16 protein-coding genes and 1 riboswitch are annotated in these 14,597 nt (G+C 72.4%); of the genes, 9 read left to right on the top strand and 7 right to left on the bottom strand.

Going from position 1 to position 14,597, the window contains the following annotated elements; genetic code table 11:
* Positions 1 to 144: 144 nt before the first annotated feature.
* On the bottom strand, positions 145 to 957 hold the full coding sequence (locus tag AB0J55_RS39285) for an SGNH/GDSL hydrolase family protein (RefSeq protein WP_364260903.1): 813 nt from the start codon (positions 955 to 957) through the stop codon (positions 145 to 147).
* A gap of 280 nt (positions 958 to 1,237) precedes the next feature.
* Between AB0J55_RS39285 and AB0J55_RS39280 the strand changes: the two genes are divergently transcribed.
* Positions 1,238 to 1,900, top strand: coding sequence for a DUF3159 domain-containing protein (locus AB0J55_RS39280; protein WP_364260900.1), 663 nt, complete (start codon positions 1,238 to 1,240; stop codon positions 1,898 to 1,900).
* A 110-nt stretch (positions 1,901 to 2,010) separates the two neighbouring features.
* Here AB0J55_RS39280 and AB0J55_RS39275 read toward each other — a convergent pair whose 3' ends face one another.
* Both AB0J55_RS39275 and AB0J55_RS39270 read right to left on the bottom strand, forming a co-directional pair.
* Complete coding sequence (locus AB0J55_RS39275) at positions 2,011 to 2,967, bottom strand: BadF/BadG/BcrA/BcrD ATPase family protein (protein WP_364260897.1); 957 nt, start codon at positions 2,965 to 2,967, stop codon at positions 2,011 to 2,013.
* Positions 2,964 to 4,010, bottom strand: a complete 1,047-nt coding sequence (locus AB0J55_RS39270) for an SIS domain-containing protein (protein WP_364260894.1) — start codon at positions 4,008 to 4,010, stop codon at positions 2,964 to 2,966. The genes AB0J55_RS39275 and AB0J55_RS39270 overlap by 4 nt, the downstream gene beginning before the upstream one ends.
* 148 nt (positions 4,011 to 4,158) lie before the next feature.
* Between AB0J55_RS39270 and AB0J55_RS39265 the strand changes: the two genes are divergently transcribed.
* Both AB0J55_RS39265 and AB0J55_RS39260 read left to right on the top strand, forming a co-directional pair.
* Positions 4,159 to 4,914, top strand: a complete 756-nt coding sequence (locus AB0J55_RS39265; RefSeq protein ID WP_003071595.1) for a GntR family transcriptional regulator — start codon at positions 4,159 to 4,161, stop codon at positions 4,912 to 4,914.
* Between the two features lie 42 nt (positions 4,915 to 4,956).
* Positions 4,957 to 6,480 carry an MFS transporter gene (locus tag AB0J55_RS39260; RefSeq protein ID WP_364260890.1) on the top strand — a complete coding sequence of 508 codons (1,524 nt, stop codon included), beginning with the start codon at positions 4,957 to 4,959 and terminating at the stop codon, positions 6,478 to 6,480.
* Here AB0J55_RS39260 and AB0J55_RS39255 read toward each other — a convergent pair.
* Positions 6,477 to 7,427: a threonine/serine dehydratase gene (locus tag AB0J55_RS39255; protein WP_364260887.1), complete on the bottom strand. Its 951-nt coding sequence runs from the start codon at positions 7,425 to 7,427 to the stop codon at positions 6,477 to 6,479. The genes AB0J55_RS39260 and AB0J55_RS39255 overlap by 4 nt on opposite strands.
* 147 nt (positions 7,428 to 7,574) lie before the next feature.
* Between AB0J55_RS39255 and AB0J55_RS39250 the strand changes: the two genes are divergently transcribed.
* Complete coding sequence (locus tag AB0J55_RS39250; RefSeq protein ID WP_364260884.1) at positions 7,575 to 8,306, top strand: hypothetical protein; 732 nt, start codon at positions 7,575 to 7,577, stop codon at positions 8,304 to 8,306.
* On the opposite strand, the gene thiE is transcribed toward AB0J55_RS39250, so the two are convergent.
* Complete coding sequence (thiE, locus tag AB0J55_RS39245; RefSeq protein ID WP_364260881.1) at positions 8,307 to 8,966, bottom strand: thiamine phosphate synthase; 660 nt, start codon at positions 8,964 to 8,966, stop codon at positions 8,307 to 8,309.
* 31 nt (positions 8,967 to 8,997) lie between these two features.
* Positions 8,998 to 9,103, top strand: a riboswitch (TPP riboswitch).
* On the opposite strand from thiE, the gene thiO reads away from it, so the two are divergent.
* The 4 genes from thiO to AB0J55_RS39225 all read left to right on the top strand — a co-directional run bounded on the left by thiO (position 9,097) and on the right by AB0J55_RS39225 (position 11,643).
* Positions 9,097 to 10,170, top strand: a complete 1,074-nt coding sequence (gene thiO, locus AB0J55_RS39240) for a glycine oxidase ThiO (protein WP_364260878.1) — start codon at positions 9,097 to 9,099, stop codon at positions 10,168 to 10,170. It overlaps the preceding riboswitch by 7 nt.
* Positions 10,170 to 10,370 (top strand): sulfur carrier protein ThiS, encoded by a 201-nt coding sequence (gene thiS / locus AB0J55_RS39235; protein WP_364260875.1) that lies wholly within the window; start codon positions 10,170 to 10,172, stop codon positions 10,368 to 10,370. Before thiO ends, thiS begins: the two co-directional genes overlap by 1 nt.
* 1 nt (position 10,371) lies before the next feature.
* A complete protein-coding gene (locus AB0J55_RS39230) occupies positions 10,372 to 11,130 on the top strand; it encodes a thiazole synthase (protein WP_364260872.1) in 759 nt (252 codons plus the stop codon).
* A gap of 84 nt (positions 11,131 to 11,214) precedes the next feature.
* Positions 11,215 to 11,643 carry a MarR family transcriptional regulator gene (locus AB0J55_RS39225; protein WP_003101725.1) on the top strand — a complete coding sequence of 143 codons (429 nt, stop codon included), beginning with the start codon at positions 11,215 to 11,217 and terminating at the stop codon, positions 11,641 to 11,643.
* A 60-nt stretch (positions 11,644 to 11,703) separates the two neighbouring features.
* Here AB0J55_RS39225 and thiD read toward each other — a convergent pair whose 3' ends face one another.
* The gene (gene thiD / locus AB0J55_RS39220) at positions 11,704 to 12,531 is read right to left on the bottom strand and encodes a bifunctional hydroxymethylpyrimidine kinase/phosphomethylpyrimidine kinase (RefSeq protein ID WP_364260869.1); all 828 of its coding nucleotides are present in this window, start codon (positions 12,529 to 12,531) and stop codon (positions 11,704 to 11,706) included.
* A gap of 105 nt (positions 12,532 to 12,636) precedes the next feature.
* Between thiD and AB0J55_RS39215 the strand changes: the two genes are divergently transcribed.
* Positions 12,637 to 13,647 carry a phosphatidylinositol-specific phospholipase C domain-containing protein gene (locus AB0J55_RS39215; RefSeq protein WP_364260866.1) on the top strand — a complete coding sequence of 337 codons (1,011 nt, stop codon included), beginning with the start codon at positions 12,637 to 12,639 and terminating at the stop codon, positions 13,645 to 13,647.
* Here AB0J55_RS39215 and AB0J55_RS39210 read toward each other — a convergent pair.
* Positions 13,644 to 14,567: an NADP-dependent oxidoreductase gene (locus AB0J55_RS39210; RefSeq protein WP_364260862.1), complete on the bottom strand. Its 924-nt coding sequence runs from the start codon at positions 14,565 to 14,567 to the stop codon at positions 13,644 to 13,646. The two genes, AB0J55_RS39215 and AB0J55_RS39210, sit on opposite strands and share 4 nt — an antisense overlap.
* Positions 14,568 to 14,597 lie beyond the last annotated feature (30 nt).

Below are 14,597 nucleotides of genomic sequence, written 5' to 3'. Positions count from 1 at the left end.
ACTTGAGGGGCTGTGATCGGTCGGGCACTTTCTGTCGGAGGTGGCGGATAGGCTGGATACCGGGGGCGCAGCCCGAGGAGTCCGGCGCGCGGAGGACCCGGCGAGCGGAGCAGCCGAACCCGACCGCAGCCGCGACCTGAACCCTCAGCTGGCCTGCTGCTGAGCGCCGTCCGGCACCTCGAGCACATCCAACGGCACCAACGGCGCCAGCTTCGGCCGCTTCGGCGACAACCCGTCCCCCATCGACTCACCCCGGATCTGCCGCCGGATCCACGGCAGCAGGTGCACCTTCGTCCACGTCAGGTCCGACCGCCGCGAGTCGAGCCACCGCGAAGGCACCGCCTCCACGGGCCAGGGCTCCCGCCAGTCCGCCTCCACCGGGATCCCCAGCACCTCCGCCGCCTTCAACGCGATCCGCCGGTGGGCGTCCGGCGAGAAGTGCAACCGGTCGTCGCTCCACGCGCGGCGGTCGTGCAGCGGGCCCATGGTCCACAAGTCGACGATGCGGGCTCCGTAGCGCTCCGCGATCGCCCACAGGTGCGTGTTGTAGATCGCCACCTTGCCGCGCAGGACCGACATCACCGACAGCACCTTCGTGTCCGGGCCGTTGAACATCAGCACCGGGATGCCCGCCTCGCGCAGCTTCGCGACGCCCTCCTCCAGGCGCAGCGCAACCGCGTCGACGTCCGCGCCCGGCACGATGATGTCGTTGCCGCCCGCACACAGCGTGACCAGGTCCGGCTTCAGCTCCAGGGCGATCGGCAGCTGCTCGTCCAGGATCTCGTCGAGCATCTTGCCGCGCAGGGACAGGTTCGCGTACCGGAAGCCCGGCTCGCCGCCCGCCAGCATTTCCGCGAGCCGGTCCGCCCAGCCGCGGAAGGACCCGTCCGGCAGGGCGTCGTTGAGCCCCTCGGTGAAGCTGTCACCGAGGGCTACATAGCTGTCGAATCCGAACACGTGGGTCCCCTTCCCATCCTGCGAGATCCTGCGACCGAACACACCCCGACATGTAGTTGTACACCTCAACTAAGCATCGGGGTGCCACCCCCGCCGCCACCACGGGCGTTCAGCCAGCGGTAACAGTGTCTTATCTTGTCGGCCTTCTGCGCCTCTCTATTACGTAGTCTTCACCTTCGGCATGCCGTGAAACAGCACACTCGGACACAAACAGGGGCCCCGATGTGGCGAAAATCTCCCTGCCCGGGGCGTCCCGGACCGGATCCGGCAGGCTGGACACGTGTCCGGAGAACCCCGTGAGTCGCTCGCGCAGATCCTCGGCGGCCGCCGGGGCGCCCTCGACGCCAGCATCCCGCCCGTCGGTTTCGTCGCCGGCTGGCTCGCGGCCGGGCAGTCCGTCGCCTGGGGCGCCGGCGCCGCCATCGCGGTCGCCGTCGCGCTCGGGATCTACCGGTACGCCCGCGGCGGCAAGGTGCGCGCGCTGGTCGTCAGCCTGGCCGCCGTCGTCGCGGCCGCTCTCATCGCCCTGCACACCGGCCGCGCGCAGGACTTCTTCCTGCTGCAGCTGATGTCCAATGTGGCCAGCGCGCTGCTGTGGGCGGCCAGCATCGTCGTGCGCTGGCCGCTGCTCGGCGTCGTCGTCGGCCTGCTGCTGGGCCAGAAGACGCGCTGGCGCCGTGACCCGGCCCTGCTGAAGGCGTACTCGCGGGCCAGCTGGGTCTGGGTGTTCGGCCAGTACACGCTGCGCGTGGCCGTCTACGGCCTGCTGTGGTGGTCCGGCCAGGTGATCGCGCTCGGCGTGGCCCGCACGGTGCTGTCGTGGCCGCTGGTCGCGCTGACCGTCGCGGTGAGTGGCTGGGTGCTCTACCGGGCGTTGCCGCCGGAGCATCCCGGCCTGCGCCTGGCGCCCGAAACCCGCTCCGACGACGTACCCGGGGCATAAGGCGGCCCCCGGCGAGGGGGGAGGGTCCGGGGGCCACTGCCTACGGTACCCGGACTACCCGGGTTCAGTCGACGTTTTCGCGGCTTTGCGCCGCGTTTTGCTCGAGATCCTCACGCCGGGGGGCGCGGCGTGCCCTCGCCGAAGGCGTCCACGGCGGCCAGCCAGGCCGCCCCGAGCACGCCATCGGAGCTGGTCAGCACCTCGAGATCGGCCAGACGGCGGCGGACGAGTGCGCCGACCGGGCTCGTTCCGGTGAGCACCGAGCCGACGAGCACGACCGGGGTCGACTCGCCGGGCTCGCGCGCCGCGAGCGCGTTCGCGACCAGAAGCTCGGCCGCGCGGGTGACGATCTCCCGGGCCGCGGGCTCGCCCGCGTCGTGCGCCGCGCTCACCAGCGGGGCGAACCGGGCGAGCCGCACCGGCGCCTCGGCGTTGGCCGCGGTGATCAACGCGCGGGACGCTGCGAGCCGGCCGGCGTCGGTCCGGACGTCCAAAGCGGACGGTCCGAGCGCGGCGGCGAGCACCGCCGACGGGAGCCCGTCGAGCGGCCGCCCGCGGCCGAGTGCCTCCAAAGTGGAGCGAACGGCCTCGCGGCCGAGCCAGAACGCGGATCCTTCGTCGCCGAGCAGCCAGCCGTAGCCGCCGGTGGTTCCCGCGAGCCGCCGCTTCCGGATCCGGCCGGCGATCGAACCGGTGCCGGCGACCAGGACCGTCCCGTCCGGCGCCGAGGTCGCCGACGCGTACGCCACTTCGGCGTCGGCGACCGTCCGGACGGCACACGTGAGACCGATTCGCGTCCACGCCGCGTCGAAGACCGCGCCCACGCTCTCGTCGCTCAGCTTGCTGACCCCGGCCATGCCGACGACGCACGCCCGCACGGCGCCGGGGTCGCGGGTGCCGAGCGCCGCGGTGATCGCCTCGGCGACCCGGCCCGCGGCGACCTCCGGCGGGTGCGCGTTGGGGTTGGCGCCTTCGCCGCGCCCGACGCCCAGCACCGCGCCGGCGGCGTCGACCAGTGCGGCCCTGGTCGACGTGCCGCCGGCGTCGACGCCGATCGCGAAGCTCACCGGGTCTTGGTCACCTTCAGCAGGCCGCGCGGGCTGTCCGGGTCGCCGCCGCGGGCCAGCGACAGGCCGAGCGCGATCCGCTGGATCGGCAGGATCTCCAGGATCGGCGCCAGCTCCTCGACGGTCTGCGGCACGTCGATGCGCAGCGCCGCCGGCGTCTCCGCCGACGCCGAGCCGACCGCGACGACGTCCGCGCCGCGCTTGCCGACGGCGTCGATGACCTCGCGCATCGCCTCGGCACCGTGCCCGGCGCTGGTCACCGCGAGGACCGCGGTCTGGTCGTCGACCGCCGCGACCGGGCCGTGGAGCAGGTCCGCGCCGCTGTACGCGCGGGCCGCAAGGTAGCTCGTCTCGGCGAGCTTGAGCGACGCCTCCAGCGCGGTCGCGTACGAGTAGCCCCGGGCGGCGGTGAGCACCCGGTTCACGAACCGGTACCGGTCCACCGCGCGCTGCACGCCCTCGTCGGCGCCGTCCAGCGTCTGCTGCGCCAGCTCGCCGATCTTCTCGGCGTCGGCCGCCTTGCCGCCGCGCACCGCGTCGATCAGCAGGTACAGCGCCATCAGCGTCGCCGAGTACGTCTTGGTGGCGGCGACGGCCTTCTCGAGGCCCGCGCCGATGTCGACGCCGAGTTCGGACGCCGCCCGCAGCGGCGAGTCCGGGGTGTTGGTGACCGAGACGGTCAGCGCGCCCTGGCGCCGCGCCGTTTCGGTGACCTCGATCAGGTCAGGCGAGCCGCCGCTCTGGCTCACCGTGACGAAGAGCACGTCCCGCAGGTCCGGCCGCGCGCCGTACAGCGTGGCCGTGGACGGGGAGACCAGACCGGCCGGAAGGCCGAGGAGTACCTCGATCAGGTACTTCGCGTACAACGCTGCGTGGTCGCTCGATCCACGCGCGGCGAGCAAAGCGAACCGCGGCGGGCGTTGTGAGATCTTTTCCGCCACTTCGGCGATTTCCGCCTGACGCGCCACCAGTCCGGCCAGGACGTCCGGCTGCTGGGCGATCTCCGCGGCCATGTGCTCGCCGGGCCGTTGTTCGGTCATCATTTTCCTCTCCACCTCCGGCATTATGTACCGGACTCAGGCGGCGTCGGTCAGGTCTAGACCAATGTTATAGGGGCGGCGCGTTTGGGGAAAAGGGTACGTTTCTTACGGGGACGTGGCGTGCGATGAGGGAAGGCATAGGGAGCCGGGCATGTTGGAGACCACCACCACGGGCGAGGCGGCCGCCGTCGCCGGGATGCGCGGGCAGCGCGAGCCCAAGTACTGGGCGTTGAAACAGCACCTCCTCGATCTGCTGGACGTGCTGCCGCCGGGGTCGCCGATCCCGACCGAACGCGCGCTCGCCGGGGAGTTCACGGTCTCCCGCACCACCGTGCGCCAGGCGCTGGCCGACCTGACCGCCGAGGGGCGGCTGCACCGGGTGCAGGGCAAGGGCACTTTCGCGGCCGAGCCGAAGCTCGCGCAGCGGCTGCAGCTGTCCTCCTACACCGAGGACATGCGCAAGCAGGGCCTGAAGCCGTCGTCGAAACTGTTGGAAGTCGAGGAAATGCCGGTCGAGGGCGACCTCGCGAAGCTGCTCGGAATCCGGACCGGCGCGAAAATCCTTCGCCTTCGACGCCTTCGACTGGCGGACTCGCAGCCGATGGCGCTCGAAACGACGCACCTCCCGCTCGGCCGGTTCCGCGGGCTGCGCAAGCACGTCTCGGCCGGCGGTTCGTTGTACGCCGTTCTGCGCGAGCACTACGGCGTCGAACTCGAGCGCGCGGAAGAGACGATCGAGACGTCGCTGGCGGGTCCGCAGGAAGCGGAGATGCTCGGCGCGGACGTCGGCATGCCGGTGCTGATGCTGACCCGTCATTCGTTCGCCACCGACGGCAAGCCGGTCGAGTTCGCCCGCTCGGTCTACCGCGGCGACCGCTACAAGTTCGTGACGACGCTGCTGCCGTAGGGCGCGGTTGACGGGGATCTCCGGGCGCGGTGGAGTGAGCACGTGACTGCCACGGAAGACACCGGTATCCGATGGGGGACGCACGCCGCTCGCGGCGTGCTCACCACCACGATCCTCGGATCGGGCATGGCGATGCTCGACGGCACCATCGTCAACGTCGCCCTGCCCCGCATCGGCGCCGAGCTCGACGCCTCCGTAGCGGGGCTCCAGTGGATCCTCGACGGCTACATGCTGGCCCTGGCCGCGCTGATCCTCGTCGCGGGCTCGCTCGGCGACCGGTACGGCCGGCGCCGGATGTACCTCGTCGGCGTCGTCTGGTTCGGCGTCGCCTCCGGCCTGTGCGCCGCGGCGCAGTCCACCGAGATGCTCGTCGCCACCCGGATCCTGCAGGGCATCGGCGGCGCGCTCCTGACGCCGGGGTCGCTGGCGATCCTCCAGGCGTCCTTCGCGCACGACGCCCGCGCCCGCGCGATCGGCGCCTGGTCCGGCCTCGGCGGCATCGCGGCCGCCGCCGGGCCGCTGCTCGGGGGCTTCCTCGTGCAGGTGTGGTCGTGGCGGCTGGCGTTCCTGATCAACGTGCCGATCGCGGTCGCCGTGGTGCTCATGGCGCGCAGGTTCGTCCCGGAATCCCGTGATCCGGACGCCACCGGGCACCCGGACTTCGGCGCCGCGGCCCTCGGCGCCCTCGGCCTCGCGGGGATCACCGGGGCGCTGGTGGAGGCGCCCGCCCGCGGCGTCGGCGACCCGATCGTGCTGGTCGCGGGCCTGCTGGGGATCGCGGGGCTGGCCGCGTTCGTCGCCGTCCAGCACCGCTCGCACGAGCCGCTCGTGCCACCGTCGCTGTTCCGCGACCGCACGTTCACCCTCTCGAACGCGCTGACGTTCGTCGTCTACGCCGCGCTCGGCGGGGTGATGATGCTGCTGGTCATGCAGCTGCAGGTCTCGCTCGGCTACTCGCCGACCGCGTCCGGGCTGGCCGGGCTGCCGCTGACGGTCATCATGCTGCTGCTCTCGGGCCGCTCCGGCGCGCTCGCCCAGCGCATCGGACCGCGGACGCAGCTGGTGGTCGGCCCGATCGTGGTCGGCATCGGGATGCTGCTGATGCTGCGCATCGCGCCCGGCGCGTCCTACCTCGGGACGGTGCTGCCTGCGGTGGTCGTGTTCGGCCTGGGCCTGGCGACGGTGGTGGCCCCGGTGACCGCGACGGTGCTCGCCGCGGCCCCGGACCGGTACGCCGGTGTCGCGTCCGGCGTCAACAACGCCATCGCCCGGTCAGGAGGCCTGCTGGCGGTCGCGGTGCTGCCGGCGGCGGCCGGGCTGACCGGCGAGGCGTACGCGGACCCGGTCGCGCTGACGGCCGGCTGGCGGACGGCGCTGGTCATCTGCGCGGCGTTGGCGATCGCCGGCGGCCTGATCGCGCTGGGCATCCACAACGGCGTCCTGGCCCCGCCGGAGACGGCCAAGCCGGACGACGAGTGTCCGCACCTGGGCGAGTGCTACCACTGCGGTGTCGAGGGCCCGCCGACGCACATCCGCGGCGGCGGGACCCCGGTCGCCGGCTCCTAGCCCGCGAGGATCTCGGCGAACAGCGCCGGGTCGGCGTTGCCGCCCGAGACGAGGGCGACCGTCTTGCCCGGCGGCAGCTCGCCGGCGTGGGACAGGTACGCCGCCGTCGTCACCGCGCCGCTGGGCTCGGCCACCAGCCGGGCCTTGCGGGCCAGGACGCGGACCGCCTCGCGGATCTCGTCCTCGGTGACCGTCACCATCCCGTCGACGACTTCCCGCAGGTGGGCGAAGGTCAACTCGGACGGCTGGGACCGCAGGCCGTCGGCGATCGTCTTGGCGCGGTCGGCCTGCGGCCAGCGGACCAGCTCACCCCGCTGGAGGCTGTCGGCGGCGTCCGCGGCCAGCGCGGGCTCGACGCCGATCACGCGCGCCCGCGGGCAGCGGGCCCGGATCGCCGTGCCGACGCCGGCCGCCAGCCCGCCGCCGCTGACCGGGACCAGCACCACGTCGACGTCCGGCAGGTCCTCGGCGATCTCCAGGCCGGCCGTGCCCTGCCCGGCGATGATGGCCGCGTGGTCGAAGGGCGGGACGAGGGTCAGCCCGCGTTCGGCGGCCAGTTCACGCGCTTTGCCCTCGTGCTCGCCGATCGGCACCTCGATCACCTCGGCGCCGTACGACCGGGTGGCTTCGACCTTGATCCGCGGCGTGACGTCCGGTACGACGATCACTGCGGGCACTCCGTACCGCTGCGCGGCGTACGCGACTGCCTGCGCGTGGTTGCCGCTGGAGTACGCGATGACGCCGCGGGCGCGGGTCGCGTCGTCCAGGGTGGCGATGGCGTTGAACGCGCCGCGCACCTTGAACGCCCCGACCGGTTGCAGGTTTTCGGGTTTGAGCCACAGGGTTCCGCGGGGATCCCAGGTCTGGGGCAACAGGGGCGTGCGCACGGCGACATCGGCGACGCGCTTCGCGGCGGCCTCGATGTCAGAGATCGTCACCAGTTCCATGTGCCGAGTATGTCAAGAAAACGTCCGGACTGGAGTGTCTATTATGGACAGACGAAGTGGTCCTCCTCACGCTGCGGCAACGAGGGGAGTGCCTCACGCGCCTTAAGCGTTGGACAGGGGAGAACACGGACTACCTAGATCGGGATCATGAGCAAGGAGAACGTAGCGGCTTCGGCAGAGGAGAAGAAGGAAGAGAAGTCGGGCCTGCGGATCGCGCAGGTACTGGCAGCGGCGCTGGCGGCGGTGACCGCGGCGCTGCTCGGCTCGACACTGGGCGTGGCGGGCACGGTGATCGGCGCCGGCGTGGCGAGCGTGGTGTCGACGGTCGGCAGCGAGCTGTACCTGCGCTCGCTGGAGCGCACCCGCGCGGCGGCGCTCAAGGCGCGTCAGCTGGCGACGTCGGGCATCCGGCGGCGCGGGCCCGCGGTCGACATCACCGAGCAGCCGACGGTCCAGCTGGAGAAGCCCACGACGGCGCCCGCGCTGTCCGCGCGGCTCAAGAAGCTGCGCTGGCCGTTGGTCATCGGCACGAGCCTGGCGGCGTTCGCGGTGGCGATCCTCTCGATCGTCGGCTTCGAGTCGGCGACGGGCACCCAGATCGGCGGCGGGACGGGCGCGAGCATCGGCAAGATCTTCGGCGACTCGGGCCGCTCGAAGCCGACCCCGTCGACCACCGTTCCGACCAGCACGGACGACACTCAGGTCTCCCCGACGGAGACGACGACCACGCCGTCGCAGACCTCGACGGCACCGACGACGTCGTCCGAGACCCCGACGACCACCCCGAGCACGACGACCGAGCAGCCGTCGACCTCGGCGCCGGCGACCACGGCGACCCCGCCGACCAGCAAGGGCGCGGCAACGACGCCGACCCCGTGATCAGGGCAGCCGGGCCCGCAGCTCCCGCGCCGCGGCCTCGGGATCCTCGGCTTCGGTGATCGCCCGGACCACGACGATCCGTGACGCCCCGGCTTCCAGCACCGAGGGGAGCCGGGGCTCGTCGATGCCGCCGATGGCGAACCACGGCCGGTCCGGCGCCCAGGCCGCCGTCGCGCGCACCAGGTCCAGGCCCGGGGCCGGGCGGCCCGGCTTGGTCGGCGTCGGCCAGCACGGGCCCGTGCAGAAGTAGTCCACGCCGGGCTCCGCGGCCGCGGCGAGCGCCTGGTCGAGCGAATGCGTCGAACGGCCGATCACGACGTCGTCGCCCAGGATGCGGCGGGCCAGTGGCACCGGGATGTCGTCCTGGCCCAGGTGCAGCACGTCGGCACCCACCGCCAGCGCCACGTCGGCGCGGTCGTTCACCGACAGCAACGCGCCGTGCCGGGCGCACGCCTCCGCCAGCACCTCCAGCGCCGCGATCTCGCCGGCCGCCTCCAGGGCGCCGGTCTTGTCGCGCAGCTGGACGATGTCGACGCCGCCGGCCAGGGCCGCGTCGGCGAAGGCGGCCAGGTCCCCACGCGAGGTGCGGGCGTCCGTGCAGAGGTACAGGCGCGCCGAGTCGAGGCGGGCGCGGATCTTGTCACCGGAGAGGGCGGGCATAGCGGCGACCGTACCCCGCCCGTTAAGGTGGAGGTGTCCGCACGGGAGCCCGAGGCACGGGCTGAGAGGGAGCTGCCGCTCCGACCGTGGAACCTGATCCGGGTCATGCCGGCGCAGGGAGCGTGATTCCATGACGAACCTGGCTGTGGTGGGCGGCGGCGTGATCGGCCTCGCCGCCGCGTGGCGCGCCGCCGCGAAAAACCACCAGGTCACCCTGTACGACCCCGAACCCGCCCGCGGCGGTGCGTCCTGGCTGGCCGGCGGCATGCTCGCGCCCGTCACCGAGGCGTGGCCCGGCGAGGAGGACGTCCTCCGCCTCGGTGAGGAGTCGCTGAAACGGTGGCCGGATTTCGCGCGTGACCTGCGGGAAGAGGGCTTCGATCCGGGGCTGGCCGGGCACGGGACGCTCGTCGTCGCCTTCGACAGCGCCGACGCCGGCTACCTCGACATCCTGGCGGCCCACCTGCACGAACTCGGCCGCGCGGCCGAGCGGCTCACCGGCCGGGGAGCCAAACGGCTCGAACCGGGCCTCGGATCCGTCCGAAGCGGACTGCACGTGCCCGGCGACCTGGCCGTGGACAACCGGAAACTCCTGCAAGCCCTATACGCGGCGTGCCACCGGCGAAACGTCCGGTTCGTGCGAGAGCGCGTCGAAGAACTCCCGGACGCCGAAGCCGTCGTCCTCGCCGCGGGCGCCTGGACCGGGCGCCTGCACCCGCTGCTCGCCGACGCCGTCCGCCCGCTCAAGGGCGAAATCCTCCGGCTCAAGGCCCGCCGCGGCTGCCTGCCGCCGCCTGCGCACACCGTCCGGGCCGTCGTCGAAGGCCGCCCGATCTACCTCGTCCCGCGCGGTGACGCCGAGCTCGTCCTCGGCGCCACCCAGTACGAGGCCGGGTTCGACCGGGCCGTCACCGCCCGCGGGGTGCGTGAGCTGCTCGAAGGCGCCGAACGCGTCTTCCCCGCGATCACCGAGTACGAACTGGCCGAGACCGCCGCGGGCCTGCGGGCCGGCAGCCGGGACGCGCTGCCGTACCTCGGTGCCTTGGACGGCGGGGTTTTCGCCGCGACCGGGCACCACCGCAACGGCCTGCTGATGGCCCCGGTGACCGCGGACGCCGTGGTCGCCTGGCTCGAGGGGGACGAGCCGCCGGACGGCACCGCGGCCGCGTCCCCCGCCCGCCTGCACCGGAAGGAGCACGTGTGATGGAGATCAAGCTCAACGGCGAGTGGACGGCGTTCCCCGACGACGCCACCGTCGCCGACGTCCTCGACGCCACCGGCGGGCAACGGCCCGGGATCGCGGTCGCGGTCGACGGCGTCGTCGTCCGCCGCGCCGACTGGGCGGCCACCACCGTGCCCAAGGGTGCGGTCCTCGACGTGCTCACCGCGGTCCAGGGAGGCTGAAGTGGACGAAGAACCCCTGGTCATCGGCACGACCAAGCTGACGTCCCGGCTGATCATCGGCACCGGCGGCGCGGCCAACCTGGCCGTGCTGGAACGCGCGCTGGTGGCGTCCGGCACCGAGCTGACCACCGTTGCCATGCGCCGCGCCGACGCCGAAGGCGGCTCCGGCGTCATCGAACTGCTCAAGCGGCTCGGCATCGAGCTGCTGCCGAACACGGCGGGCTGCCGGACGGCCGCCGAAGCCGTGCTCACCGCCCAGCTCGCGCGGGAGGCCCTGGAAACCGACCTGGTCAAGCTCGAGGTGCACGCCGACGACCGGACGCTGCTGCCGGACCCGATCGAAACCCTCGACGCCGCCGAACGGCTGGCCGCCGACGGGTTCACCGTGTTCGCCTACACGAACGACGACCCGGTGCTCGCGCTGCGCCTGGAGGAGGCCGGCTGCGCCGCGGTGATGCCGCTGGGCGCGCCGATCGGCACCGGGCTCGGGATCCGGAATCCGCACAACATCGAGCTCATCGTGTCGCGGGCGGGTGTCCCGGTCATCCTGGACGCCGGGATCGGCACGGCGTCGGACGCGACCCTCGCCATGGAGCTCGGCTGCGCCGCCGTCCTGCTGTCGACCGCGGTCACCCGGGCCGCCGATCCCGAGCGGATGGCCGCGGCGATGCGCTCCGCCGTCGTCGCCGGTCACCTGGCCCGGGGCGCCGGGCGGGTGCCGCAGCGTTTCTGGGCTCAGGCGTCGAGTCCACCCCGGTGAACCAGGGCGCCTTCACGCCGAGTGTGCACCGCCAGCCCGTAAGGTGGACGGCATTTCCGGGGCACAGGGCAGAAGGAGCCAGCCGTGACGAGCACATCGGTCCAGGACGTCTCGGGCAGGTTGTACCTCGCCGTGGGCAGGCTGTCCCGGTCACTGCGGCAGGCCGGTGTGCCGGGGCCGGGCCACGGCGCCATCTCGGCGCTGGCGACGCTGGTCCACGCGGGCCAGCTCCGGCTCGGTGACCTCGCGGCCAAGGAGGGGGTGGCCGCGGCGACCATGTCGCGGATCATCGCGTCACTGGTCGAGGCCGGGTACGTCAGCCGGGAGTCCGACCCGGTCGACCGCCGGGCGTGGCTGGCGAAGGCGACCGAAGAGGGCGAGCGGCTCGTCTCCGGCGTCCGGTCGACGCGCGTGCAGGAGCTGAACCGCCGGCTCGACCGGCTCTCGCCCGAGCACCGCGAAGCCCTGACGGCGGCGATCCCGGCCCTCGAAGCCCTGATCGCGGACGACTGAGCTACCCGCTGCCGCTTGGCCAAGGATCAGCAAACGCAGGGACGGTAACCGGACACGTGCTCAGCGCTCCTCGGGAGCCAGCCGCCAGAAGGCCGAGACCGGGCCGACCTTCGCGCCCATCGGGTACGCGTGCTCGACCGCGTGCGAGACGAACCACTTGCCGTAGCGCGCGGCCTCGACCACCGGCATCCCCTTCGCCAGGCCCGCCGTGAGTGCCGACGCCATCGTGTCGCCCGCGCCGTGCGTGTGCGGGGTCGAGTAGCGCTTGCCCGGGAGCTCCACGAACGTCGAGCCGTCGAAGAGCAGGTCCACGCACTCCGGGTCGGCCTGGAGGTGGCCGCTCTTGACCAGGACGTACTTCGGGCCCATCCGGTGCAGCACGACCGCCGCGGTGTGCATGCCCTCGCGGTCGGTCACCGTCATCCCGGTGAGCAGGCGGACCTCGTCGAGGTTCGGCGTCAGCACGGTCGCGCGCGGCAGGAGCTCGTCGCGCAGGGCGTGCAGCCCCGCCTCGTCGAACAGCGGGTGGCCGTGCATCGACGCCGCCACCGGGTCGACGACGAACGGGATCTCTTCGTCCCGGCCGATGCCCGCCTTGTCACACGCCGCCGCGACGGCGTGGATGATCTCGGCCGAAGCCAGCATGCCGGTCTTCGCCGCGCCGACGCCCATGTCCGCCGCCACGGCCTCGATCTGGCCGGCCACGATGTGCGGCGGCAGGTCGGCGCGGTCGTGCACGCCCAGGGTGTTCTGCACGGTGACCGCGGTGACCGCGACCAGGCCGTGCACGCCGCAGGTCAGGAACGTGCGCAGGTCCGCCTGCAGCCCGGCGGCGCCGCCGGAGTCCGACCCGGCGATGGTCAACGCCGTCGGAAGGCTCGTCGTCATGGTGGTTTCCCGACTTCTGGTCTAGGCCAATCAGCCTCTTTTGCTTCATCAACAGTCAACCACGGTGGGACATTGTGAACGTTACTCACGTTCGAAGGAGCCTGGATGAAGCTCTTCTCGGTGGCACTCCTCACGGCCGCGCTCACGCTCTCCGGGGCGACCGCCGCCAACGCCGACAGTCCCAAGCTTTCCCACGTCACGACCGTCGGCGTGCACAACACCTACGACCCGGCGGCGTACGGCTACCTCGCCCAGGCGCTCGACGCCGGGTCGTCGCTGATCGAGCTCGACGTCTGGCCGGACTTCTTCACCCACGAGTGGAAGGTCAGCCACTCGAACCCGTTGGGGAACAACAACAACTGCGTCGCGGCGACTTCGGCGTCGCAGCTGTACTCCGGCGGCACGAACAAGAACCTGGAGTACTGCCTCGACGACATCCGGATCTGGCTGGCCGCCCACCCCGGGCACACGCCGATCACTTTGAAACTGGAGATGAAGACCGGCTTCTCCGACAACACCGGCCTGGGCCCGGACGAGCTGGACGCCACGTTCCGTTCGCACCTCGGCAGCGTCGCCTTCCGCCCGGCCGAGCTCCTCGGCGGCTACGCCACGCTCGACGACGCGGCCAAGGCGGACAACTGGCCGTCCGTGGACGCGTTGCGGGGGCGGGTGATCACCGAGATCATCCCGGGCACGGTCGAGGAGGGGAACCCGACCGACACGCTGCACACCGACGTCGAGTACGCGCGCTACCTGGTGGGGCTCAAGAACGCGGGCAAGCTCGGTGACGCGAACATCTTCCCGACCGTGCACGGCGCGGCCGGCGGTGACCCGCGGGACAAGTACACCGCCGACCTCAAGCCGTGGTTCGTCGTCTTCGACGGCGACGCGAACGCGTGGGTGACCCAGACCGGTCCGTGGTGGTACGACGCCAACCACTACTACGTCGTGATGACCGACGGGCAGAACGTCGCCCCGGCCATCGACGCCCACAACCCCACGGTCGACCAGGCCAACCAGCGCGTCGCCGACCTGGCGAAGCAGCACGCGTCGGTGGTCACCTCGGACTGGACCGGGCTCACGACGGTGCTGCCCCAGGTGCTCGCGCGGGGTTAGACGGTCAGCACGAGCTTGCCGGAGACGCGGCCCGATTCGCCGAGCTCGTGCGCCTTGGCGACGTCTTCCAGCGGGAAGGTCCGCTCGACGCGGACCTTCAGCTGACCGGCTTCGATCAGGTCGACGAGGCCGGTCAGCCCGCCGCGGTCGGGTTCGACGAGGATCCTCCTGGTCCGCACGTTCCTGGCTTCGGCGGCCTTTTCGACCCGGTCGCCGACCCCGCTGGGCACGCCGATCAGGAGGCCGCCCTCCTTGATGGCGGGCAGCCAGCGCAGGTCGCTCTCCTCGCCGACGAGTCCGAAGTAGACGTCCACATCGGACGCGGTCGCGCCTTCGTCGTGGTAGTCGATCGGTTCGTCGACGCCGAGCTCGCGCAGGAATTCGTGCTTCTTCGCGCTGGCCGTGCCGATGACGTGCGCACCGCGCGCCTTGGCGATCTGCACGGCGAGGTGCCCGACCCCGCCCGCGGCGGCGTCGACGAACGCGCGTTGTCCCTTGTGGACATCGGCGACGTCGACGAGTCCCTGCCACGCGGTCAGCCCGGCCAGGGGCAGCGCGGCGGCCTCGGCGAACGACAGCCCGGCGGGCTTGCGCACGAAGTGCCGCGAGGGTGCGGTGACGTATTCGGCGTAGGCGTTGGCCGGGCGCGGGAACCACGGCATGCCGAGGACCTCGTCGCCCTCCTGGACGCCGGTCGCGCCGAAGCCGGCCTGTTCGACGACGCCGGCGACGTCCCACCCGACGGTGAACGGCGGCTCGCCAAGGAACCCGCCACCGCGCCGCACCTTCCAGTCGACCGGGTTGATCCCGGCGGCCCGCACCCGCACCAGGACCTCCGTCGGCCCGGGTTCGGGGCGCGGTGCCTCGGTGACGCGGAGCACCTCCGGTCCGCCGAGGGCCTGCTGGGTCACGATGCGCATTGCTTCACTCCTTCTGCTTCGGGGTCGCCT

The sequence above is a fragment of the Amycolatopsis sp. NPDC049688 genome (assembly GCF_040674975.1).
Classification (GTDB): domain Bacteria; phylum Actinomycetota; class Actinomycetes; order Mycobacteriales; family Pseudonocardiaceae; genus Amycolatopsis.
Note: the sequence above shows the minus strand (reverse complement) of the source record. Positions and strands in the feature narration are given on the sequence as shown.